The sequence below is a fragment of the Reyranella sp. genome (assembly GCF_044224635.1).
Taxonomy (GTDB): Bacteria; Pseudomonadota; Alphaproteobacteria; order Reyranellales; family Reyranellaceae; genus Reyranella.
The window spans coordinates 115,511-138,911 of sequence record NZ_JBGAKA010000011.1 but is presented as its reverse complement, the minus strand read 5'-3'; the positions used below and the strand labels follow the sequence as shown (position 1 = coordinate 138,911).

The 23,401-nt window shown below is 67.7% G+C and carries 21 protein-coding genes; 11 read left to right on the top strand and 10 right to left on the bottom strand.

Annotated features, from left to right (window positions below; all coding sequences use genetic code 11):
• Positions 1-8 precede the first annotated feature (8 nt).
• The 7 genes from hisA to ACILR9_RS12920 form a co-directional block, all read right to left on the bottom strand.
• Entirely contained in the window at positions 9-737 is a 729-nt protein-coding gene (gene hisA / locus ACILR9_RS12950; RefSeq protein ID WP_395710366.1) for a 1-(5-phosphoribosyl)-5-[(5-phosphoribosylamino)methylideneamino]imidazole-4-carboxamide isomerase, read from the bottom strand.
• Positions 738-944: 207 nt separating this feature from the next.
• Positions 945-4,343, bottom strand: coding sequence for a S41 family peptidase (locus tag ACILR9_RS12945; RefSeq protein ID WP_395710343.1), 3,399 nt, complete (start codon positions 4,341-4,343; stop codon positions 945-947).
• Positions 4,344-4,803: 460 nt separating this feature from the next.
• Complete coding sequence (locus ACILR9_RS12940; RefSeq protein ID WP_395710365.1) at positions 4,804-5,817, bottom strand: ABC transporter ATP-binding protein; 1,014 nt, start codon at positions 5,815-5,817, stop codon at positions 4,804-4,806.
• Positions 5,814-6,779, bottom strand: a complete 966-nt coding sequence (locus ACILR9_RS12935) for an ABC transporter ATP-binding protein (RefSeq protein WP_395710342.1) — start codon at positions 6,777-6,779, stop codon at positions 5,814-5,816. The genes ACILR9_RS12940 and ACILR9_RS12935 overlap by 4 nt, the downstream gene beginning before the upstream one ends.
• Positions 6,780-6,990: 211 nt before the next feature.
• A complete protein-coding gene (locus ACILR9_RS12930; RefSeq protein WP_395710341.1) occupies positions 6,991-7,902 on the bottom strand; it encodes an ABC transporter permease in 912 nt (303 codons plus the stop codon).
• Positions 7,903-7,912: 10 nt separating this feature from the next.
• On the bottom strand, positions 7,913-8,911 hold the full coding sequence (locus ACILR9_RS12925) for an ABC transporter permease (RefSeq protein WP_395710340.1): 999 nt from the start codon (positions 8,909-8,911) through the stop codon (positions 7,913-7,915).
• Positions 8,912-9,070: 159 nt separating this feature from the next.
• Entirely contained in the window at positions 9,071-10,651 is a 1,581-nt protein-coding gene (locus ACILR9_RS12920; protein ID WP_395710339.1) for an ABC transporter substrate-binding protein, read from the bottom strand.
• Here ACILR9_RS12920 and ACILR9_RS12915 point away from each other — a divergent pair, their 5' ends adjacent.
• Both ACILR9_RS12915 and ACILR9_RS12910 read left to right on the top strand, forming a co-directional pair.
• Positions 10,652-11,266, top strand: a complete 615-nt coding sequence (locus tag ACILR9_RS12915; RefSeq protein WP_395710338.1) for an NUDIX domain-containing protein — start codon at positions 10,652-10,654, stop codon at positions 11,264-11,266.
• A 382-nt stretch (positions 11,267-11,648) separates the two neighbouring features.
• Complete coding sequence (locus ACILR9_RS12910; RefSeq protein ID WP_395710337.1) at positions 11,649-13,262, top strand: flavin-containing monooxygenase; 1,614 nt, start codon at positions 11,649-11,651, stop codon at positions 13,260-13,262.
• A 5-nt stretch (positions 13,263-13,267) separates the two neighbouring features.
• On the opposite strand, the gene ACILR9_RS12905 is transcribed toward ACILR9_RS12910, so the two are convergent.
• Entirely contained in the window at positions 13,268-13,420 is a 153-nt protein-coding gene (locus ACILR9_RS12905; RefSeq protein WP_395710336.1) for a hypothetical protein, read from the bottom strand.
• A 328-nt stretch (positions 13,421-13,748) separates the two neighbouring features.
• Here ACILR9_RS12905 and ACILR9_RS12900 point away from each other — a divergent pair, with 328 nt between their 5' ends.
• Entirely contained in the window at positions 13,749-14,942 is a 1,194-nt protein-coding gene (locus ACILR9_RS12900) for a M20 aminoacylase family protein (protein ID WP_395710335.1), read from the top strand.
• A 37-nt stretch (positions 14,943-14,979) separates the two neighbouring features.
• Complete coding sequence (locus ACILR9_RS12895) at positions 14,980-15,624, top strand: hypothetical protein (RefSeq protein ID WP_395710334.1); 645 nt, start codon at positions 14,980-14,982, stop codon at positions 15,622-15,624.
• 249 nt (positions 15,625-15,873) lie between these two features.
• On the opposite strand, the gene ACILR9_RS12890 is transcribed toward ACILR9_RS12895, so the two are convergent.
• Positions 15,874-16,251, bottom strand: coding sequence for a hypothetical protein (locus ACILR9_RS12890; protein WP_395710333.1), 378 nt, complete (start codon positions 16,249-16,251; stop codon positions 15,874-15,876).
• A gap of 41 nt (positions 16,252-16,292) precedes the next feature.
• On the bottom strand, positions 16,293-16,544 hold the full coding sequence (locus ACILR9_RS12885) for a hypothetical protein (protein ID WP_395710332.1): 252 nt from the start codon (positions 16,542-16,544) through the stop codon (positions 16,293-16,295).
• 154 nt (positions 16,545-16,698) lie between these two features.
• Here ACILR9_RS12885 and ACILR9_RS12880 point away from each other — a divergent pair, with 154 nt between their 5' ends.
• The 7 genes from ACILR9_RS12880 to ACILR9_RS12850 all read left to right on the top strand — a co-directional run bounded on the left by ACILR9_RS12880 (position 16,699) and on the right by ACILR9_RS12850 (position 23,377).
• Positions 16,699-18,246, top strand: a complete 1,548-nt coding sequence (locus tag ACILR9_RS12880; protein WP_395710331.1) for an acetolactate synthase large subunit — start codon at positions 16,699-16,701, stop codon at positions 18,244-18,246.
• Between the two features lie 72 nt (positions 18,247-18,318).
• Complete coding sequence (gene trmB, locus ACILR9_RS12875; protein ID WP_395710330.1) at positions 18,319-19,011, top strand: tRNA (guanosine(46)-N7)-methyltransferase TrmB; 693 nt, start codon at positions 18,319-18,321, stop codon at positions 19,009-19,011.
• 131 nt (positions 19,012-19,142) lie between these two features.
• Entirely contained in the window at positions 19,143-19,277 is a 135-nt protein-coding gene (locus ACILR9_RS12870) for a hypothetical protein (protein WP_395710329.1), read from the top strand.
• A 193-nt stretch (positions 19,278-19,470) separates the two neighbouring features.
• On the top strand, positions 19,471-20,385 hold the full coding sequence (locus tag ACILR9_RS12865) for a patatin-like phospholipase family protein (protein WP_395710328.1): 915 nt from the start codon (positions 19,471-19,473) through the stop codon (positions 20,383-20,385).
• Positions 20,386-20,623: 238 nt separating this feature from the next.
• The gene (gene rimP / locus ACILR9_RS12860) at positions 20,624-21,130 is read left to right on the top strand and encodes a ribosome maturation factor RimP (protein ID WP_395710327.1); all 507 of its coding nucleotides are present in this window, start codon (positions 20,624-20,626) and stop codon (positions 21,128-21,130) included.
• 26 nt (positions 21,131-21,156) lie between these two features.
• Entirely contained in the window at positions 21,157-22,695 is a 1,539-nt protein-coding gene (gene nusA, locus ACILR9_RS12855) for a transcription termination factor NusA (RefSeq protein ID WP_395710326.1), read from the top strand.
• Between the two features lie 16 nt (positions 22,696-22,711).
• Positions 22,712-23,377, top strand: a complete 666-nt coding sequence (locus ACILR9_RS12850; RefSeq protein ID WP_395710325.1) for an RNA-binding protein — start codon at positions 22,712-22,714, stop codon at positions 23,375-23,377.
• The last annotated feature ends 24 nt before the right edge of the window (positions 23,378-23,401 follow it).

Sequence of the window (23,401 nt, the reverse complement as noted above, 5' to 3'; positions counted from 1 at the left end):
GGTCGCGACTACTCGCCTTTCAGGACGCGGATGGCATCGGGCACCGTGACCCGGCCGTCATAGAGCGCGCGGCCGACGATGGCGCCGATGATGCCGTACTCCTCGGCCGGCCGCAGCTCGCGCAGATCATCGAGCGAGCTCACGCCCCCCGAGGCGATCACCGGCGTGGTGAGATGCTGGGCGAGCGTGATCGTGGCATCGACATTCACGCCACCCATGGCGCCGTCGCGATCGATGTCGGTGTAGATGATCGCCGCCACGCCGGCGTCCTCGAAGCGCAGCGCCAGGTCGAGCGCGCGCACCGTGCTCTGCTTGGTCCAGCCGTCGACGGCGACGATGCCGTCGCGTGCATCGATGCCGACCGCGACCTGGCCCGGCCATTGCCGGCAGGCCGCCTTGACCAGGCCCGGCTCCTTGACCGCGATCGTGCCCAGGATGACGCGCTTCACGCCGGCGTCGATCCATTGCGAGATGCTCTCGATGCTGCGGATGCCGCCGCCCAGCTGGGCTGGCACCTTGACCTCGGCGAGAATGCTTTCGACCGCCGCGCGGTTGACCGGATGGCCTTCGACCGCGCCGTTCAGGTCGACCAGGTGCAGCCATTCGCAGCCGGCATTGGCGAACGCCTTGGCCTGGGCCGCCGGGCTGTCGTTGAACACCGTGGCGCGCGCCATGTCGCCGCGGAGCAGGCGCACGCATTTGCCGTCCTTGAGATCGATGGCGGGGAACAGAAGCATCGCGGCGGGGGTGTAGCGCGACAGTCGGGCGATGTCACCAGAGGCGACAGTGCGCGGTTGCCGCTCCTCAATTCTCGTCATCCTGAGCGCAGCGAAGGATCTCATCGCCGGAAGTATCACAGCACACCTGCGGCAAATGGTGATGAGGTCATTCGCTGCGCTCAGGACGACAAAAAAGCGCCCTGCGGCCGCTCCTTGGGGCGCGGATCAGCGCGCGGCTCGCGTGGCCTCGAGCTTGCCGAGGAGGACCCGGATCGCCGTCTCGAGCTGCGCGTCGCCGCCTGCGAAGGTCGCGTGCGGCGGATTCTCGACCACGATGTCGGGCTCGACGCCCTGGTTCTCGACGAGCAGCTCGCCGCTGCCCATCGCGTGCATCGGATATTGCGCGGTGCGCGCATTGCCGAAGTCGGACAGGCGGGTGTGGTTGTCGTTCAGCCAGACGCCGGCGCCGGCCGTTCGCATGCCGATCACGGTCCCGAGGTTGAGCTTCTTGATGCCGGTGGCGAAGGCCTCGCCATCGGAGTAGGTCCGTTCGTCGACCAGGACGGCGAGGTGGCCGCGGAAACTCTGCTGCATGTTGACGTCGTTGCGCTTGCCGTAGCGCGGCTGCCAGAAGGCCCAGGCCCGGCGCAGCAGCTTTTCGATGATCCAGCTGTCGATGTTGCCGCCGTTGTTGCGCCGCACATCGATGATCAGCGCCTCGCGGTCGAGCTGGGCGTAGAACTCGCGAGCGAACACCGCGATATCATCGGGCCCCATGGCGCGCAGGTGCAGATAGCCGATGCGCCCGCCGCCCGCCGCCTCGACCACCGCTCGCCGCCCTTCCTCCCAGTCGCCGTAGCGGAGCTGGCTGTTCCGCGCGGCGTCGACCACCTTGACCACGGTCTTGAGCTCGCGCTCGGGGACGGCGCCGCCCGACCCGCTCGCGCTGCTGCGCTTCAGGGTGAGCAGCACCTGCTCGCCGGCCTGCCCGGCCAGCAGCTCGGCGATGTCGCTCGCCTCGCTCACCTGGCGGCCGTTGACCGCGACGATCAGGTCGCCCTCGCGGGCATCGACACCGGGTTGCGCCAGCGGGCTGCGCTCGTTCGGCAGCTCGGCGTAGCTGCGATAGATATGCCCGATGCGCACGCCACCGGGCTCGGTCGTCAGCACGGCGCCCAGGAAACCGGGCCTGCCGCCGTCTTCCGCTGTGCGCAGCTCGCCCGGCCGGATCTGCGAATGCAGCGCGCCGAGCTCGCCCATCATCTGCGCCAGCACGTCGTTCAGCTCCTCGCGATCGCTGACGCGCTCGACCAGCGGCCGGTACTTCTCGCGGATCTTCAGCCAGTCCACGCCGCGCATGGTGCGGTCGTAGAAATAGTCGCGGTGCAGGCGCCAGGCGTTGGCGAACATCTGACGCCATTCGGCCTTGGGGTCGATCGTGATCGTCCAGTCGCTGGCCCGGACCAGGTTCGCGTTGACCGCGTCGAGCAGCCGGGCGACCTCGCCCGATGTCCGTCCGAGCTCGCCCCGGACCTTGCCGATCTCGGTCGGTGCGCCGGCCAGCCGGTCGGGCGGCCGCGGACCCGCCGGCATGATGTACATGTCGCCGACCCGGCCCTGCGCCGCCCAGCGTCGCAGGAACAGCTTCTTGCCGTCGGACGAGAGAGCGAACTGCCGCACGTCGGCCAGGAAATCCTGGGGCTGCTCGTTGCGCTCGATCTTCAACGTCTTGAGTGTCCGCCGGCCTTCGCCGCCGGTAATCTCGTCGAGGAAGTAGAGCAGCTTCCCGTCGGTCCGCAGGTCGCGATAGTTGCCGGACCCCAGCGGCACCTCATGGAGCCGGTCGGCAAGACCTGCCCAGTCCACGGCGGGCAGCTTGGAGGATCTGGTCTCGCTGCTGGCGGCATCGCCGCGCCGTCGATCGGGCGCCGGTTCCGGCAGGGCAAGCTCGTCGCGCGGCTGGAAGGGAAAGCGCAGATCGGGTTGCAGGGCGAGCGCGTAGATCTTAGTGCGGCGATCGAAGTAGGGCCCCATGTTGCGATCGCCCCAGGGGCTGAGATTGAGGCTTCTGAACTCGCGGTCGGAGAGGAAATAGAGCCACTTGCCGTCGGGCGTGAAGGCCGGCGAATGCGACACGAAGCGGTCGCTGGTCAGCCGCGCCCGCGTCCCGGTTGCCGTCTCGTAGAGGTGAAGCTGCGCACGGTCGAGCCGCGAGTCGGCGCGCACGAACGCCAGGTAACGGCTGTCGGATGACCAGGTGACGTCCTTGAGGTCGGTGGCCTGGGCGGTATCGATCAACCGGTTCTCGCCGCGCTCGACGTCGAGCAGGGAGAGCTTGCCGTCGAGCGTGGCATGCGCGAGCTGCTTGCCGTCGGGCGACAGCCAGAGGCCCCAGCGATGGCCTGCATCGTCCGTCGTGAGCTGCTTCCTGTCGGCGCTGCCGTCGGCGGCAAAGCGCCAGATCTGCGGCGCCCCGGGAGCGTCGCTCGCCGGATTGCCGTCCTCGACGATCGCGTACACCCAGCGACCGTCCGGGCTGATCTCGGTCTCGCTGGCTCGCGTCATGGGCATGGTGGCGATGTCGACGCGGCGCAACGGCCCTACGCCCATCAGCGCGATGCGGCCGCGTGCCGTCACGGCCACGCGCTCGCCGTCGGGTGAGAAGTTGGCGACTTCGAAATAATCGAGTGGCTTCCTCAGAAGGCGCCGGCGCTCCTGGTCGAAATCCGACGGCAGGTCGATCGCGAGCTTGGCGCTGGCGCCGGTGGCGATGTCGTAGACGTGGAAATCGGCGCCGAGCTGGTAGGCGATGCGGCCGCGATCGAGGGTGGCGCTGCGGATGTCGAACTGCTCGCCCTGCGTCAGCTGGCGCAGATCGCTGCCCTCGAGCGTCATCGACCACAGATTGTCGTGGCCGGAACGGTCGGAGATGAAATAGAGCCGGTCGCCCCACGGCATCGGCCGCCGGTCGTTGACGCGGTTCTTGTCCTCGGCGCTCGCCATCGGCCGGGCTTCCGTGGCCCCGTCGAGGTCGAAGCGCCACAGCCGCGACAGCAGGCCGCCGCGATAGGCGCGGACGTTGTCGCCTGATGTGAAAATCCCGAAGCGGGTGAAATAGAGCGTGCGGCCGTCGGGCGACACGGCGGCGTCGCTGACGTCTGCCAACGGCAAGGTGTTGCGACGAAGCGTTGCCGGGTTGACCGAAACCACGACGAGTTGCGGCGAGGGACCGGTCGAGCGCTGGGTGACGTATAGAACGTCGCCCTCCGCCGTCCAGCCGACCGGCACCGCGCTGCCGCCGTCGAAGCTCACCCGCCGCGGCAGCCCGCCGGCCAGCGACATGACATAGACCTCGCGCGGCCCGTGATAGGAGGCGGCGAAGGCGATCGACTTGCCGTCGGGCGAGGCGACGGTGTTGGTCTCCTGCGCGGCATGCGTGGTCAACCGGCTTGCCCGGCCACCCGCCAGCGGCACGCTCCAGAGATCGCCCTCGGCGGTGAACAGGGCCAAGTCTCCCGCCAGCGCGGGATGCCTGTAGTAGCCTTCCGCATCGACGTCGGGCGAGGCGACGACAAACCCCAGCATGCCGGCGGCGACGGCGACGGCAATTCGGCGCAGGACCAAGTTCCACCCCCCAGATCTCGATGGCGCCCATCGAGTGCATGCAGCACGGCAACATACCGTCGCGAGCAAGCCTCGCAAAGTGCAACTGGACCATCATACGTCCTGAAGGCACGGCCTTGTCCCAATCGTGCCGATCTCGTGACGCGATCGTGCAGTCGGACTGTCATCGAAAGGAAAGGTCCCTCGCTTCCGGCGCTTGCTCTGCAAGCGCCTTTCTCGGGATGACAGCGGGGGAGTCATCTCCAAAGGTGATGTCATCCCGAGCGCAGCGAGGGACCTTTGATCTGTTCAATCGATGGTCGGTAATCCTCACTTCTTGTCATCCTGAGCGCAGCGAAGGATCTCATCGCCAGAAGTCTCGAAGCACACTTGTGGAAGCGGCGATGAGATCCTTCGCTTACGGCACTTGCTTCGCAAGTGCCTTACTCAGGATGACAGAGGAGACTTCCCTGGGAGTTCCTCAGCCCGACGTCGCGCCGTTCAAATGACAAGCGCTGATGTGGCCTGCGGACACTTCCTTCAGGGGCGGGCGCTCGGATTTGCAGCGCGGCATCGCGTGCGGGCAGCGCGGATGGAAGGCGCAGCCGGAGGGCGGATCGATCGGCGAGGGCAGCTCGCCCGCGATCGGCCTGTAGGTGCGCCGCGCAGCCTCGAGCTTGGGCACCTCGGCGAGCAGCGCCTGGGTGTAGGGATGGTTGGGCCGCAGGAACAGCTCGTCGGCCGGCGCGATCTCGACCAGCCGGCCGAGATACATGATGGCGACGCGGTCGGAGAGATGCTCGACGACGGCGAGATTGTGCGAGATGAAGAGATAGGTGAGGCCGAGCCGCTCGCGCAGCTCCATGAACAGGTTCAGCACCTGGGCCTGGATCGAGACGTCGAGCGCCGCCACCGCCTCGTCGCAAACGATGAAGGCGGGCCTGACGGCGAGCGCGCGGGCGATGCCGATACGCTGGCGCTGGCCGCCCGAGAACTGGTGCGGGTAGCGATTGGCGTAGGCGCCGTCGAGCCCGACCTGCAGCAGGATGTCGGCGACGTATTGGGCCTGCCCCGCGCGCCCGACCAGCCCATGCACGCGCGGCGCTTCGCCGACGATCTCCGACACGCGCAGCCGCGGATTGAGCGAGGCGTAGGGGTCCTGGAAGATCATCTGCACGGCGAGCTGCCAGGCGCGGCGCTGCTCGGCCGCCATCGCGCCGACGTCGTTGCCGCGCCACGCCATGACGCCGGCGCTCTGCGCCAGGATGCCGGCGACGATGCGGCCCAGGGTGCTCTTGCCGCAGCCCGATTCGCCCACCAGCCCGACGACCTCGCCCTCGGCGATGTCGAGGTCGATGTCGGACACGGCCTGCACGACCGTCTCGCGCAGGCCCGCGCCGAACGTGTTGGCGATCTTGCCGGCGAGATCGACGCGCTGGACGAAGCGCTTGGTGATGCCGCGCAGCGACAGGATAGGTTGGTCGGTCATCGTCAGGCCGCGGCCCGCCAGCAGCGCGCATACTGGTCGCCGCGATGCGGCTCCAGCGCCGGCATCTCGTTGCACTTGTCGATGGCGATCGGGCAGCGCGCTTTGAAGGCGCAGCCGGCCGGCAGCTTGAGCAGCGACGGCGTCATGCCGGGGATCTGCGCCAGGCGATGGCCGCGCGTGTTCTGCGACGGCACCGAGCCGATCAGGCCCTTGGTGTAGGGATGCATCGGCCGCTCGACGACGTCGGCGGTGCGCCCGGTCTCGACGATGCGGCCGGCATACATCACGGCGATGCGGTCGGCGAGACCCGCCACCACGGCGAGATCGTGGGTGATCCAGATCAGTGCCGTGCTGCTTTCGCGGCACAGTCGCTGCATCTCGAACAGGATCTGGCCCTGGATGGTGACGTCGAGCGCGGTCGTGGGCTCGTCGGCGACGATCAGCTTGGGCCGATGCAGCAGCGCGATGGCGATCGCCACGCGCTGGCGCATGCCGCCGGAGAACTGGTGCGGATAGGCGCGCAGCCGCTCGTCGGGCGACGGGATGCCGACCTGCACCAGGGCGGCGCGGGCGCGCTGCCGCGCCTCGCTGTCGCTCACCTTCACGTGCGCCTGCACCGTCTCGATCATCTGGGTGTCGATGCGCAGGACCGGATTGAGGGTCATCATCGGGTCCTGGAAGATCATGGCGATCTCCGAGCCGCGGATGGCGCGCAGCCGCCGCGGGCTGGCCGAGGTGAGTTCCTCGTCGTCGAAGCGGATCGAGCTGCCTTCGACGATGCGGCCCGGCGGATCGATCAGGCCCAGCACCGAGAAGCCGGTCACCGTCTTGCCCGAGCCCGATTCGCCCACGAGCCCCAGGATCTCGCCCGGCGCCACGTCGAAATCGACCCCATCGACGGCGCGCGCCACGCCTTCCTTGGTGAAGAAGTGGGTGCGCAGGTTGCGGACGCAGAGGCCGGAACTCATGGTTCCTCCCCCGTCATCGGGCAGGGCATTCGCATGTGAGCGCGCCTTTCACTTTCCTCCCCAGCTTCGCTGGGGAGGTGCCCCGTCATACGGGGCGGAGGGGTCATGGGCCCCAGTCCCGCTGCTCATGACCCCTCCGTCGCCGAGGACGGCGACACCTCCCCAACAGAGTTGGGGAGGAAAATGAGAGAAGATGAAACGGGGTGCCTCGTCATCGCAGATTCCGCGGATTGAGCACGTCGCGCAGGTGGTCGCCGGCGAGGTTGATGCCGATGATGGCGATGGCGAGCGCGACGCCCGGGAAGAAGCTGATCCAGTAGCGGCCCGACAGCAGGAACTCGAAGCCGTTGGAGATCAGCATGCCGAGCGACGGCTGGGTCACCGGCACGCCGACGCCCAGGAAGGAGAGCGTCGCCTCGAGCGCGATGGCGCGGGCCAGCGTGATGGTGGCGATGACGATCAGTGAAGGCATGCAGTTGGGAAGCATGTGGCGGAACACGATGCGGCCCGGCGGCAGGGCGAGGCAGGTTGCCGCCTCGACATACTCCTTGTTGCGCTCGACCAGCGCCGCCCCGCGCGCCGCCCGCGCGAAATAGGCCCATTGCACCAGGATCAGCGAGATCAGCACCTTGTCGATACCCTTGCCCATGACGCTGAGCAGGATCAGCGCCACCAGGATGGCCGGGAACGACAGCATGATGTCGACGATGCGCATCAGCACCGCGTCGGTCCTGCCGCCGGCATAGGCCGCGACCAGGCCGACCACGACGCCGATCGCCAGCGCGGCCAGCACCGACACGACGCCGACGGACAGGCTGATGCGCATGCCGTAGAAGATCGCCGACAGCATGTCGCGCGCCTGCCCGTCGGTGCCGAGCCAGTAGACCATCTTGCCGTCGCTTGCCTCGGTGCCGGGCGGCACCTTGGCGTCGAGCAGGTCGAGGCCGGCGATGTCGAACGGGTTCTGCGGCGAGATCCACGGCGCGAAGATCGCCACGAAGGCCGACAGCACCACCAGGACGAGGCCGAAGACGGCCAGCCGGCTTTCGCAGAAATCCGAGACGACGCGCTGGAACGGCGTCTGCGGCCGTGCGGCGGCGACCGGTTCGAGTGCAATGGTCATGGGGCGATGATCATGTGGCGCGGCTCTCCAGGCGGACGCGCGGGTCGAGCACCGAGTAGAGGAGATCGACCACCAGGTTGAGGATCACGAAGAAGAACACGATGACCACCAGGTAGGCGACGACGACCGGCCGATCGAGCAGCAGGATCGAATCGATCAGGAGCTTGCCCATGCCGGGCCACGAGAACACGGTCTCCGTCACCACGGCGAAGGCCACGGTCTGGCCGAACTCGAGCCCGCTCACCGTGGCGATCGGGATCATGATGTTCTTCAGCACATGGACGCCGACGATGCGAGGCTCGCCCAGACCCTTGGCGCGCGCGAACTTGATGTAGTCCATCGGCAGCACCTCGCGCGCGGTGGCGCGTGCCAGGCGCACGATCAGCGCGCCCTTGTAGAAGGACAGGGTGAGCGCCGGCAGCAGCAGGTGCAGCAGCCCGTCGCCGGTCAGGAACGACACCTTGATGCCCAGCAGGTCGACGGTGGTGCCGCGACCCGACGCCGGCAGCCGCGGCCAGCCCGGGATCATGTCGGGCAGCATCACCGCGAACAGCATGATCAGCATCAGCCCGACCCAGAAATTGGGCAGCGAGAAGCCCAGGATCGAGCCCGTCATGATCGCCTTGCTGCCTGGCGCGTTGGGCCGCAGCCCGGCATAGACTCCCATCGGCAGGCCGATGCCGAGCGACAGGATTAGCGAGGCCACGGCGAGCTCCATGGTCGCCGGCATGCGCTCGAAGATCAGCCCCATCGCCGACTGGCCGGCGAGGAAGCTCTTGCCGAAATTGCCGCGTACCGCATCGCCGACGAACACCAGGTACTGGCGCCAGATCGGCTGGTCGAGGCCAAGGCTGGCACGCACGGCGTCGCGCTCCATCTCGTTGGCGTCGGGGCTGATCATCATCGCCACCGGGTCGCCGATCAGGTAGATGCCGGCGAACACCAGCACCGACATCACCGCCATGACGAGCCCGGCCTGCATCAGCCGCCGGATGATGTAGACGAGCATGGATGCGCACCCCCTTCAGATTCCTCCCCAGCGAAGCTGGGGAGGTGTCGTCGTCATACGACGACGGAGGGGTCGGGAGCATCGCGACCGTGGCCCTTGACCCCTCCGTCCGCGATGACGCGGACACCTTCCCAACTTCGTTGGGGAGGAGGATTGACCCTACTTCACCGGCTTCACGTTGACCGCCAGCGTCGTCTGGTCGGCGCGGCCGACATAGGTGAGGCCCTTGCGCATCGCCCACACCGAGACCTCGAAGTGAATCGGCAACAGGCCGTGGTCCTGCTGGATCACGATCCTGCTGGCCTGACGCAGCAGCTCCTCGCGCTTGGCGTCGTCGACCGTGCGCAGCGCCTCGGTGAGCTTGGCGTCGAGCTCGGGGTTGGAGTAGCGCGCGCTGTTGGTGGTGCCCATGCCCTTGGCCTTGTCGGGCGTGGCGACCAGCGACTGCATGGCATTGCCGACCTCGCCGGTGACGGCGCCCCAGCCCGCCATGTAGGCGCTGTACTTGAAGCTGTCGCGATTCTTGAAGAACACCGGTGGCGCCGGCGCGTCGACGTCGGTCTTGACGCCGATCCGGCTCCACATGGCGGCGATCGCCTGCGCCACCTTGAGGTCGTTGATGTAGCGGCCGTTGGGCGCGCCCAGCGTGATGGTGAAGCCGTTGGGATAGCCGGCCTCGGCCAGCAGCTTCTTGGCCGAAACGGAATCGAACTTGTCGATCGGCGTGTCCTTGGACGTGCCGCCCATCGGGTAGGGCAGGAAATCGCCGGCCGGCAGGGCCACGCCTTCCATGATCTTGTCGACGATGCCCTTGCGGTCGATCGCCAGGCTGAGCGCCTGGCGGACGCGCTTGTCCATCAGCGGGTTCTTGCCGTTGGTGTCGGGAATGGCGATCGGCGGATCGCCGTGCTGGTCGAGATGGACGTAGATCACGCGGTTGGACACGGCCTGCGCCAAGGTGATCTTGGGATCGGTCTTGAGCTTGGCGAGGTCGGCCGTCGGCGGATCCTCGATCAGGTCGACGTCGCCCGACAGCAATGCCGCAACGCGCGCGGTGTTGTTGCTGAGCGGCCGCAGGGTGAGCTTCTGCCACGCCGGCTTGTCGCCCCAGTAATTGTCGTTGCGCTCGTAGACCAGGCGGCTGCCGCGTTGCCATTCGACGAACTTGAACGGCCCGGTGCCGACCAGCCCGTTTCCGGCATTGAGCTCGGCCGAGGTCTTGCCCTCGGGCGCCGCGCCGGCTGCCGCCTTGTGCGACAGGATCGGCAGCGCCGCGACGTTGAGCGGAATGAGCGGCGCCGGCCCGTCGGTGTGGATGCGCACCGTCAGCGGATCGACGATCTCGAAGCTCTTCATCTGCCGCGTGTAGACCGTGTAGGGCCCCGGGCTGTTGGGGACCTTCGGCACGCGCTGGAACGTGAACACCACATCCTCGGCGGTGAAGTCCGAGCCGTCGTGGAATTTTACGCCCGGCCGCAGCTTGAACTCCCAAGTCGTGTCGCCGACCGGCTTCCACGACAGCGCCAGGCCCGGCCTGGGCTTCAGGTTCTCGTCCTGCATGACCAGCGCGTCGAAGACGTGGACGGCGGCCTGCAGATTCGGATTGAGCGCGTGGTATTGCGGGTCGAGCGAGCTCGGCTCGGTCTTCAACCCGATCTTCAGTTCCTGCGCCGAGACGGTCACGCTGCTGAACGCCGTCGTAGCGGCCAGGATCGCGGCGATCCTGCCGATCACTGCCATGTGTCCCTCCTGATCCCTGACTCCCCGGGGACTTATGACAAGGTCGGCCGGCGCGGGCTAGTCTCCGGAGGGGCCGTCGGGATGCGGAGAGCCGCTGAGATGCCGAAGAAGCAGAGTGCGGGAATTGTCGCTTACCGGATGCGTTCCGAGGCGCCGGAGCTCTTCCTCGTGCATCCGGGCGGGCCTTTCTGGGCCAGGAAGGACGACGGGGCGTGGTCGATCCCGAAAGGTGAATTTGTCGAGGGCGAGGAAAAGCTGCAGGCAGCGAGACGCGAGTTCACCGAGGAGACTGGTCTCAGTCTCGACGGGACGTTCAGGGAGCTCGCGCCAATCAAGCAGCCGGGCGGAAAGCTGATCCACGCCTGGGCGATCGAGCAGGATCTCGACGCGTCCGCGATCAGGAGCAACCTGTTCACCCTGGAATGGCCGCCGCGATCCGGCCGGCGCCAGGAGTTTCCGGAGGTCGACCGCGCGGCCTGGTTCGCCTGGCCGCTGGCGCTGCGCAAGGTGCTGAAGGGACAACGGCCGATCTTGATCCAGGTCCTGGGCAGGCTCGGGGTCGCCGAGGAAGCAGTCGCGAGCGAACTAACGGAATTGGCGGCGCCTTCTGGCTAGAGTCGTGATGATCTCTGGTTGAAGTACCGAAGAATGCCCTCACCCTGAGGAGCCACGCGTAGCGTGGCGTCTCGAAGGGTGGGCCAAAGCACGCCTGTTGCCGACCCTTCGAGACGCGGCCTGCGGCCGCTCCTCAGGGTGAGGTCTTTGGTGCTTGAACTTGAGAAGATCACGCACTAGGGCGGTTCACCGAATTGCGTCAGGCGGCAGTCCGCATGCCGAGCCGCCCATCCAAAAGCGGTCCGAATCGCCGCAGTGCGCCGTTAATATGGTTGGACCACTACGGATCGCACAGGATGGAGGCGTATGCGCTGCGCTCCGGCCGACCCAGCTGGGCCCGGCCGCTGTTGCCGGGCAAACGCCGCGACAGGAGAGGCAAGGAATGAGTCATTCGCTGACCAAACCGGACCACGACGTCATCGTCATCGGCGCCGGCATCTCCGGCCTCTATCAACTCCACTGCCTGCGCCGGCTCGGGCTCGACGTGCATGTCTTCGAGGCGGGCACGGGGGTCGGCGGCACCTGGTACTGGAACCGCTATCCCGGCGCGCGCTTCGATTCGGAAAGCTGGTCCTATGGCTACTCGTTCTCGCGGGAGCTGCTCGACGAGTGGCATTGGACGGAGCATTTCTCGCCCCAGCCCGAGACGCTGCGCTACCTGAACCACGTCGCCGACAAGTTCGACCTGCGCCGCGACATCACCTTCAACGCCCGTGTCGCCGCCGCGCACTATCACGAAGCGACGCGCAGCTGGCAGATCACGCTGGAGGATGGCAGCCGGCACAGCGCGCGCTTCCTGATCACCGCCGTGGGCCCGCTTTCCGCGCCGACCATGCCCCGGATCGACGGTGTCGAGTCCTTCACGGGCCAGTCGTTCCACACGGCGCGCTGGCCCAAGGAGCCGGTCAGCTTCGAGGGCAAGCGCGTCGCCGTCATCGGCACCGGCGCGACGGGCGTGCAGACCATCCAGGAGGTGGCCAAGACCGCGGGCACGCTCACCATCTTCCAGCGCACGCCCAATTGGTGTGCGCCGCTGCACAACGCCAGGATCGGCACCGAGGAGATGGAGCGGATCCGGGCGCGGTATCCCGAGATCTTCGCCCGCTGCCAGGAGACCTTCGCCTGTTTCGTGCACACGCCCAACCCGCGCGGCACGTTCGAGGTGACTGACGAGGAACGCGAGGCGTTCTGGGAGAAGCTTTACGCCGAGCCGGGCTTCGGCATCTGGCAGGGCAACTTCCGCGACATACTCGTCGATCGCAGGGCCAATGCCCTGCTGAGCGACTTCGTGGCGCGCAAGATTCGCCAGCGCGTCAAGGACCAGCGGGTCGCCGACAGGCTGATCCCCAGGAACCACGGCTTCGGCACGCGGCGCGTGCCGCTCGAGACGCGGTACTACGAGGTCTACAATCAGCCCAACGTGACGCTGGTCGACATCAGCGAGACGCCGATCCAGCGCATCACCCCGGCCGGTCTCGCGACCAGCGACGCCGAGCACGAGTTCGACATCATCATCTACGCCACCGGCTTCGACGCCATCACCGGCAGCTTCGACCGCATCGACATCCGCGGCGTCGATGGCCTCCCGCTGAAGGAAAGGTGGAAGGAAGGGCCGCGGACCTACCTCGGCGTCCAGGTCGAGGGCTTTCCCAACATGTTCATGGTGATGGGCCCGCACACCGCGCTGGGCAACATCCCGCGCAGCATCGAATACAACGTCGAATGGGTGACCGGTATCATTCGCTACATGAGCGAGCACGGCCTGACGCGCGTCGAATGCCGCCCGGAAGGCGTCAAGTCCTGGACCGATCACGTCAAGGGACTGGGCGAAGGCTTGCTGTCCAACGAGGTCGATTCGTGGATGACCGGCATCAACCGCAACGTCGAAGGCAAGCAGACCCGGATCATCGCCCGCTACAGCGGCAGCGCACCGGCTTACCGCGCCCGTTGCGACGAGGTCGCCGCGAATGACTATCGAGAGATGAGCCTGACCTGAAGGCTTCAGGCGTGGTGGTCGGGAAGGTGCACGCCGACCAGTTCCTTGTTCATCAGATAAGCAGCATTCGCAGCGCCGCCGGTTGATGCTCGGGCACCATCGATGATGGCCAGGATGAAAGTGTCTCTGGTCAGGTTTCCTTGCTGCAGGTCGCTCACCCAATAGTGGGATCCAAGGTTACGGTGCCGCCGCTTTCGAAAAATTCGGTCATTGGACCCGCTCAGACCTGTGAGAGGAGGGATCGAATCCCTTCCGAGAAACTTTCTTTCTGGAAGTCGCCAACACTACTCTTGTAGCGAGCACGCCTCATCATCGGCATGCGGCATTTTATGGCCATCGATGCTGAAATTTGCGCTGGCTCCGAGCGTCCTGCGCGAAAGGGAAGCCGCCCGTCGCGCTCGTGAGTCGGGGGCCGGAGGGATCGTGGCGCCCGCTCGACGGGTGCTCGCTCGAGCGGCTACTCTCCGCGCCTATCCAGAGGATCCCATGACCCGCTACACGCCCGACCTGTTCGCCGCCGACCATGCCGACCTGACGATGATCCGCCGCGATATCCATCGTCATCCCGAGACCGCCTTCGAGGAGCAGCGGACGTCGCAGATCGTTGCCGAGAAGCTCGCCTCGTGGGGCATCGAGGTGCATCGCGGCCTGGCGAAGACCGGCGTCGTCGGCACGCTGAAGGGCAAGCGGCCGGGGCAGAAGACGATCGGGCTGCGCGCCGATATGGATGCGCTGCACCTGCAGGAGAAGAACGAGTTCGACCACGCCTCGGTGCATGCCAACAAGATGCATGCCTGCGGCCATGACGGGCACACCACCATGCTGCTGGGCGCGGCCAAGCATCTCGCCGCGTCGCCCGATTTCGCCGGCACCGTGCATTTCATCTTCCAGCCGGCCGAGGAGGGCGAGGGCGGCGCGCGGGTGATGATCGAGGAAGGGCTGTTCGACGTCTTCAACTGCGACGCCGTCTACGGCATGCACAACATGCCGGGCCTGCGCAAAGGCAACTTCGCCATCTGTGCCGGCCCGATGCTGGCGGCATCCGACAGCTGGCAGGTGACCTTCAAGGGCACCGGCGGGCACGGCGCCATGCCGCACATGGGCACCGATCCGACGCAGCCCGCGGCACAATTCATCCTCGCCGTCCAGGGCATCGTCGGCCGCAACGTGCCGCCGACCCAGCCCGCCGTGCTGAGCGTCGGCCACATCCACGCCGGCACGTTCGGCTCGCCCAACGTCATCCCCTCGGAGGTGCTGGTGCGCGGCACGGCGCGCAGCTACACGCCCGAGGTGCGCGCCCTGCTCGAGCGCCGTCTCGGCGAGGTCGCCGCCGGCATCGCCCAGGCCTGCGCCTGCGAGGCCGAGTACAAGTACTTCAAGCGCTATCCGCCGCTGATCAACTCGGTCGAGCAGACCACGCTTGCGGTCGAGGCGGCGGCGCTGACGGTCGGCCGCGACAGGGTCGATCCCAACACGCCGCGCATCACCGGCGCCGAGGATTTCGCCTTCATGCTGGAGAAGAAGCCCGGCGCCTACATCATGATCGGCAACGGCGGTGCCGAGGAAGGCGGCTGCCACTACGTCCACTCGCCGCTCTACGATTTCAACGACGAGATCCTGACGACCGGCGCGGCCTACTGGGTCAATCTCGTGCAGCTCGAGCTGGGCGACGCCGCCTGAGCGCGGCAGGGCGCGTGCGAGCCGACTGAAGCAGCCGATGCGGCCGGCGACCCTGTGCGGCCTGGTGATGGCTGCGGCGGTTGCGTCGGTCGTCGATCCGGCCGAGGCGCAGGAGGCGGCCACGCAACGCCAGAACCTGGTCGGCAAGGTGCACGACAAGAACCGCGCTGCCAGGAAGCGCCGGGAATTCTCGCTGTCCGACGAATCGACCCGCCTGCACAATCGCTATGCCAAGGCGCAGCGGGAGATCGAGGACGCGACCGGGATCACCTTCTCCATGGAAGCCTCGCTGACCAGCCAGTGGGGCACGCCGAATGGCGGATTCGGGTCGTTCCAGACGATGTTCACACCGGCGGTGAACTGGGCGGTGTTCAACCTTCCGCAAGTCGGCGCCGGCTCCTTCCAGTTTCACTTCCTGTCGGCCAACTACCTGTCGGCCACCGATGCCACGGCGCTCGGCAACGCCATCAATATCATCAGCCCGATCAACAACCAGCCGACCGCCAACAACCAGTTCATGCAGCTGACCTACACGCACAGCTTTCCGGGCAACTGGCTCGCCCTCACGGTCGGCCAGTTCCCGTTCTCGAATTTCGGCTGGTCACGCCGGACATCCAGCTCTACCTGCAGCCCGCGTTGGCGCCGTCGTCCGACCTCTCGGCGGTGTTCACGATCCGCGTGACGCAGCTGTTTTAGGACGCGGTCGCGGGGAGCACGCCACTCAAGCTGGAGTAATCTTCCGCCGACGAAGCGCTCATGTGCCGGGAGCGCGCCACTCCGTGGCGCTCTTCTCATTCTCCTCCCCAGCGAAGCTGGGGAGGTGTCGCATCATACGCGACGGAGGGGTCATGAGCCTCAGTCGCGTTGCTCATGACCCCTCCGTCCGCGATTACGCGGACACCTCCCCAGCGAAGCTGGGGAGGAGAATGAGCTACAGATCGAAGGTCCAGTCGGCACCAAAGCTGTCGCCACTCCAGGCGTCATGCAGAGGCGCGAGGGCAGGAGCATCGTGGAAGAGTGGCGCGTCGAGCAGGCCGAGGGCCGAATCGGCCAGCGCCAGGGTATCGGCCAGCGTGCCCAGCTCGACGACCGGGTCTTCGACGACCGGCAGCGTGATGTCCTGCAGCGGGGCATGGGCGGCGATGTGAGTCTCGCCCGGCGCGCCGAACAGGCGGTCGAGCGGCGCGCCATAGGGCACCGCGTCGACGCCAGCCTCGGCCCACAGCGACGGACGCTCCTGGCAAATCGGCACGTCGCGACGGTCGAACTCGACCAGATCGCGGCCGACGATCATGGGTTCTTCGCTCATCTCGAGGAAGAACTATAGGCGTCAAGCCTCTGTAAATAAAGCTACTTGATCCCGGGCCGTGGAACGTTGACGTACTGGGCGTGGGCCTCGCGGCATTCGGCCTGCAGGCTGCGATAGCGCCGCTCGGCATCCTGCACGCTTTCGAGCTCGAGCAGGACGTCGAGGGCGGCGCCGGGCGAGCCGGAAGACAGCAGGCGCGTACGCGACGCCGCAAGCTCGAGCCAGGTGCGCCGTGCCCGCTCGGTCCGGTGGTCGAGATCGGCCAGGTATTTCTGCTCCGGCGTCATCGCCATGACGCGAGCGTGGGCCGGCCGCGCGTGCCCTGCAAGGACCTCGTGCGCGGCTTGCCTCGGCTCTGCGGGGCGGGCGTGCAAAATCCCCGGTGGCGGCGGGGCTGGGTCTGTGTGTAAAGCTCCGCGTCCTGTTGGCCCGGAAGTGGGGGAAACGATGAACGGTGCGGAGAGTCTGGTTCGGACCTTGGTGAAGGGGGGCGTCGAGGTCTGCTTCGCCAATCCCGGCACGTCGGAGATGCATTTCGTCGGTGCGCTCGACCGTGTCGAGGGCATGCGCTGCGTGCTCGGCCTGTTCGAGGGCGTGTGCAGCGGCGCCGCCGACGGCTACTACCGCATGACCGACAAGCCGGCCTCGACCCTCCTGCATCTCGGACCCGGCCTCGCCAATGCGGCGGCCAACCTGCACAACGCCAAGAAGGCGGGCTCCGGCATCGTCAACATCGTGGGCGAGCACGCGCTCTATCACATCCAGTACGACACCCCGCTCACCGCCGATATCGAAGGCATCGCCCGACCGTTCTCGCACTGGGTCAAGACCTCGCCGACCGCCAAGACCGTGGCGACCGACGGCGCCGCCGCCATCCAGGCGTCGCGCGTCGCGCCGGGCCAGATCGCCACCCTGATCCTGCCGGCCGACACGGCCTGGACCGAGGCCGACGGCATCGCCGAGACGCCCGAGACGCCGCAGCCGCAAAAGCCCGCCAACGAGGCGGTGGTCGCCGCCGCCAAGGCGCTGAAGAACGGTCAGTCGGCCATGCTGTTCATCGGCGGCCGCGCGCTGCGCGCCCGCGGCCTCGAGCTCGCCGGCAAGATCGCGGCCAAGACCGGCTGCAAGGTGCAGGCGGCCGGCGGCACCGCGCGCATCGAACGTGGCGCCGGCCGCGTGCCGGTGCTGCGCCTGCACTTCGTGGTCGAGACGGCACTCGAGATGCTGAAGGGCACCCAGCACATGGTGCTGTGCGGCGCCAAGGCGCCGGCCGCCTTCTTCGCCTACCCCGGCAAGCCGTCGGTGCTGGTGCCGGACGGCTGCGAGGTGACGGCGCTCTGCCCGGTCGACGGCGATCCGCTGGGCGCGCTCGAGGCGCTCGCCGCCGAGCTCGATGCGATGAACGCCAAGCCGGCCAACATCGCCGAGGCCAAGCGGCCGGACCGGCCGACCGGCAAGTTCACCCTGGACGGTCTCGGCGCAGCGCTCGGCGCGACCCTGCCGGAGGGCGCCATCGTGGTCGACGAATCGGTCACCACGGGCCGCGGCTTCTTCCCCTACAGCGCCGGCGCGCCGCCGCACGACTGGCTGAACAACATGGGCGGCTCGATCGGCTTCGGGGCGCCGGTTGCGGTCGGCGCCGCGGTCGCCTGCCCCGATCGCAAGGTCATCGCCATGATCGGCGACGGCAGCGCGATGTACACCATCCAGTCGCTGTGGACGATGGCGCGCGAGAACCTCGACATCTGCGTGATGATCTTCTCCAACCGCTCCTACAAGATCCTGTACAGCCAGCTCGCCGACGTCGGCGCCGCCAATCCCGGGCCGCGCGCCATCGACATGCTGACGCTCGACCGCCCGACCCTCGATTTCGGCGGTCTGGCCAGGAGCATGGGTGTGCCGGCCGCCAAGGCGACCGATCTCGAGGAGCTCACCAAGCAGCTCACCTACGCCATGTCGCAGAAGGGCCCGTACCTGATCGACGTGGTGATGTAGGGGGCGCGGCGGACTCATCGCATTCTCCTCCCCCGTCTTACGGGGGAGGAGAATTATTGTTCAGGAACCGTCATGGAAGAGACCCGTCGGCGCACGCTGCACGGTCGTCGGCGCGGCAAGAAGCTGCGCCTCGGGCAGCGGTCGCTGCTCGATACGCTGTTGCCGCGGCTCACGCTGGCCGTGCCGCCGCCGCCGGGCCGGATCGATCTCGCCGCAGCCTTCGGCGGTCGCCTGCTGCCCGACGGCGTGTGGCTTGAGGTCGGCTTCGGCGCCGGGGAGCATCTGGTCTGGCAGGCCGAGCAGCATCCCGAGGCCGGCCTGATCGGCTGCGAGCCGTACCTGAACGGCGTCGCCAAGTGCCTCGCCCACATCGAGCGCGCCGGTATCGGCAACATCCGGCTGTTCACCGACGATGCGCGGCTGGTCATGGCCGGCCTGCCCGCTCGCTCGCTCACCCGCGTCTTCGTGCTGTTTCCCGACCCGTGGCCCAAGACGCGTCATCACAAGCGCCGTTTCGTCCAGCGCGAAACGCTCGACCGGCTCGCCGAGCTGATGGTCCCTGCGGGTGAGTTACGACTGGCAACCGATGATCCGAGCTACTTGCCCTGGATGGTCGAGCACGCGGTCACCCATCCTGCCTTCGAATGGCTCGCCGAGTGCCCCAGCGACTGGCGCGACCGGCCAGCCGACTGGCCAGCCACGCGCTACGAAAGGAAGAAGCTGGCGGGGCGCCCGACGTTTTTGCGCTTTCGCCGATTCGGCTGAAACCGGCGTCGGGAACCGGGACGCGGTACGACCGTCACCATCTACCTGCCGCGCGCCGCCACCCTCGGCGAGCCCGATGCCGCGTCGGCAGGCTCGCTCCTGCCGTCCGGTCACGAGGAGATATCCCCTTCATGTCCGGCTACAGCCGCGACATCATCGTGCATGACGGCCGTCTCGATCCCGGCGCCAGGCCGGTCGCCAGGCCCTTCCGCAAGGCTGAGCTGGCCCGTGCCGTCCGCGACGCCCTCGACGGCGTCAGCGCCTGAGCGCTGTCCGTCCCCCGCGCGCCGCCGCTGCCCTACGCTTCGTCGACCAGCTCGAAAGCGGGGAGTCTCGACGCCGCGCTGGGCGAACGCCTCCGGCCAAGCCTCTGACGATCTTGGGCGCGGCATTGCCTGTGCCACCCGGAAGGCGGCAAAGGTGCTTGCCGCGGCAAGCGTTGGTGCGTTCTGATGGGACATGGCACGTTCTCGTATCGGCCTTGCGCTTGGCAGCGGGTCGGCCCGCGGCTGGGCCCATATCGGCGTCATCGACGCGCTGACCGAGGCCGGCATCGCGCCCGACGTTGTCTGCGGCTCCTCGATGGGTGCCTTGGTCGGGGCGGCACATGTCGCCGGCCGGCTCGGCCCTCTCAAGGCGTGGGCTGAAGGCGCGACCTGGCGCAGGATTGCCGGCCTGACCGATCTTCGCTTCACCGGCGGCGGCCTGGTCAGCGGCCGCCAGATCGTGTCGTTTCTCCGCGATCTCGATATCAGCGCGCCGATCGAGAGCTATGCCATTCAATATGCCGCCGTGGCCACCGAGCTCGCGACGGGTCGCGAGATCTGGCTGCAGTCGGGCCTGATCCACGAGGCGGTGCGCGCCTCGATCGCGCTGCCCGGAATCTTCAGCCCGGTGCTGGCCAACGGCAAATGGCTGCTCGACGGCGGGCTTTCCAATCCCGTCCCGGTGTCGGTATGCCGCGCGCTGGGGGCCGATGTGATCATCGCGGTCAATCTGAACGGCGAGCTGCTCGGCCGCCGCTTCACCGAGCCCGAACCGCCCGAGACGCCGCGCCCTTCGCTGGTCTCGAGCGAGGCCTTGCGGCGCGTGCTGGGCCAGTTCCCGCTGCCTGGCCGGCGCCCTGCGGCCAACGGCGAGACGCCGTCACCCGGCGTCGCGCCACCGGGCTACTTCGACGTGCTGGCGAGCGCCATCAACATCATGCAGGACCACATCACCCGCACGCGGCTCGCCGGCGAGCCGCCGCACGTCATGCTGGTGCCCCGCTTGCGCACCATCGGCCTGATGGAGTTCAACCGTGCCGCCGAGGCGATCGCCGAAGGCCGGGCCTGCGTCGAGCAGGCGTTGCCCGCCCTGAAGCGCTATCTGTGAAAGGCGATATGAAAGCGGCGGGAAGAGCCTCGCCGCCTGCGGGACCACTACTAATAGCGCCCCGATGGTTGACCCCAAAAAGCCGACGGATTCTCTTGCGATCCCGCCGGACTGAGACTATATCCGCGCCATCCTCATCGGGTTCGCGGGACGAACCAAAGAAAAAAGAGTGGGCCAAAAACCCGCTCTTTTCATTTGTAGGCGTTCCCTCTGCCCAAACGTCGAGAAACAGGACCGCTTGACCGACTTGCTGCGTCGCATTGAAGAGATCGTCGCCCCGACCGTCGCCGGCATGGGCTACGAGCTGGTGCGCGTTGCGATGAGCCGCGGCGGCACGCTGCAGATCATGATCGAGCCGGCGGATGGCCGGCCGATGGATGTCGAGGGTTGCGCCACCCTGTCGCGCGCCCTGTCGGCGGTGCTCGATGTCGAGGACCCGATTCCCGGCTCGTATACCCTGGAAGTGAGCTCGCCCGGCATCGACCGGCCGCTGACGCGACCCAAGGACTATGTCCGGTGGTCCGGCCATGTGGCGCGGCTCGAGACCGCCGAACCGATCGACGGCCGGCGCCGCTTCAAAGGGACGCTGCTTGGCCTCGCCGACGACCTGGTGAAGCTCCGGCTCGACGACGGCAAGGAAGCCGCCGTGCCGCTCGCCAGCGTCACCAAGGCCAAGCTCGAGCTGACCGACGCCCTGATCGAGGAACATCGGCGCGCCCAGGAAGGCGCTGCCCAGGCACATTAGAAGAATCGCAAGAGAGGAAGACTGACATGGCAACGACCGCCGATATCCCGCGTCTGGAGATGCTTCAGGTCGCCGACATGGTCGCGCGCGAGAAAGGCATCGAGCGCGAGGAGGTGCTCGAGGCGATGGAGCAGGCAATCCAGAAGTCGGGCCGCGCCAAGTATGGGCTGGAGCACGACATCCGCGCCGAGATCGACCGCAAGACCGGCGAGATCAGGCTGCTGCGCTACATGCAGGTCGCCGACCCGATCGAGAACGAGAACACCCAGGTCGCGCTCGCCGAGGCGCAGCGCCGCAATCCGGAAGCCCAGGTCGGCGACTTCCTGACCGACGAGCTGCCGCCGATCGATTTCGGCCGCGTCGCCGCCCAGACCGCCAAGCAGGTCATCACCCAGCGCATGCGCGAGAGCGAGCGCAAGCGGCAATATGAGGAGTTCAAGGACCGCGTCGGCGAGATCGTCTCGGGCGTGGTCAAGCGCGTCGACTACGGCAACGTGACGGTCGACCTGCAGCGCGCCGAAGGCGTGATCCGCCGCGACGAGTCAATCCCGCGCGAATCGCTGCGCGTCAACGACCGCGTGCGCGCCTACATCTTCGACGTCCGCGAGGAGCCGCGCGGCCCGCAGATCTTCCTGTCGCGCAGCCATCCCCAGTTCATGGCCAAGCTGTTCACCCAGGAAGTGCCGGAGATCTACGACGGCATCATCGAGATCAAGGCGGTGGCGCGCGATCCGGGGAGCCGCGCCAAGATCGCGGTGCTGAGCCACGACAGCTCGATCGATCCGATCGGCGCCTGCGTCGGCATGCGCGGCAGCCGCGTCCAGGCCGTGGTGCAGGAGCTGCAGGGCGAGAAGGTCGACATCATCCCGTGGTCGGCCGACACCGCCAACTTCATCGTCAATGCGCTCGCCCCGGCCGAGGTCAGCAAGGTGCTGATGGACGAGGAGAAGAACAAGACCGAGGTCGTGGTGCCCGACGATCAGCTGAGCCTCGCCATCGGCCGGCGCGGCCAGAACGTCAAGCTCGCCTCTCAGCTCACCGGCTGGGAGATCGACATCATGACCGAGGCCGAGGAGAGCGAGCGTCGCCAGAAGGAGACGCGCGAGCGCACCGAGCTGTTCAAGGCGAGCCTTGATGTCGATGACGTCATCGCCCATCTGCTGGTGGCCGAGGGCTATGGCGCGGTCGAGGATGTCGCGGAGGCCGCGATCGAGGACCTTGCCGGCGTCGAGGGCTTCGACGAGGAGATCGCCACCGAGCTGCAGCGTCGGGCGCGCGAGTATATCGACCGGCGTGACGCCGAGCTGGCGGCCCGCCTGGAGGAGCTCGGCATGGACGAGGATCTGCGGTCGACCGAAGGCCTCAGCCTGCCGATGCTGGTGGCACTGGGCGAGCAGGGCGTGAAGACGCGCGACGACTTGGCCGATCTCGCTTCCGACGAGCTGCGGGAGATCGTCGGCGAAGGCGCGATGGACAACGACACCGCCAACGCCATCATCATGAAGGCGCGCGAGCACTGGTTCGCCGCCGAGGACACCCCGCCCGCCGAAGGGGCCAAGGCATAAGGAGAGGCCGCCGTTCTTGGTTAGCAGCACCGCCATCCTGTCCCAACCCGACGCCGCGGCGTCCGCTGTCGCCGGCGAGCCCCGCCTGCGTGCGCCCGTGCCCGCCTGCCCCCTGCGGACCTGCATCGCCACCGGCGAGCAGGCCGCGCCGGAGCGCATGATCCGGTTCGTTGTCGGACCGGACGGGGATGTCGTGCCCGACCTGGGGCGACGCCTGCCGGGCCGCGGCATGTGGGTGCAGGCGAAGCGAGCCGCGGTCGAGCGGGCGGTGGCGCGCAAGCTGTTTTCCAAGGCGGCGCGCGCGGCCGTGAAGGCTGCCGACGACCTGCCGGAGCGCGTCGAGCGCCTGCTGCTCGAGCGCGCCCTGGCCGATCTCGGCCGGGCGCGTCGCGCTGGCCGGGCGGCGGCGGGTTTCGTCAAGGTCGAGCAGATGATCGGCCGCGGTCGTGCCGGCCTGCTGGTGGTGGCCAGCGAGGCCGACGGCGATGGGCTGGGCAAGCTCGCTGCCAGCGGCCTGCCGATCGCACGGCTGGGTGACGCGGCGTCGCTCGGCCGCTTGTTCGGTCGCGAGCAGACGATTTACGTGGCGATCGCCCGCGACGATGCGGGCGGCGCATTCATTGGACGGATCGAGGCCGGAGCGGCGCGCTGGTGCGGCTATCGGCAGAACAGCAGCAGTTGACGCGCCGGTATGGACCAAGGACAA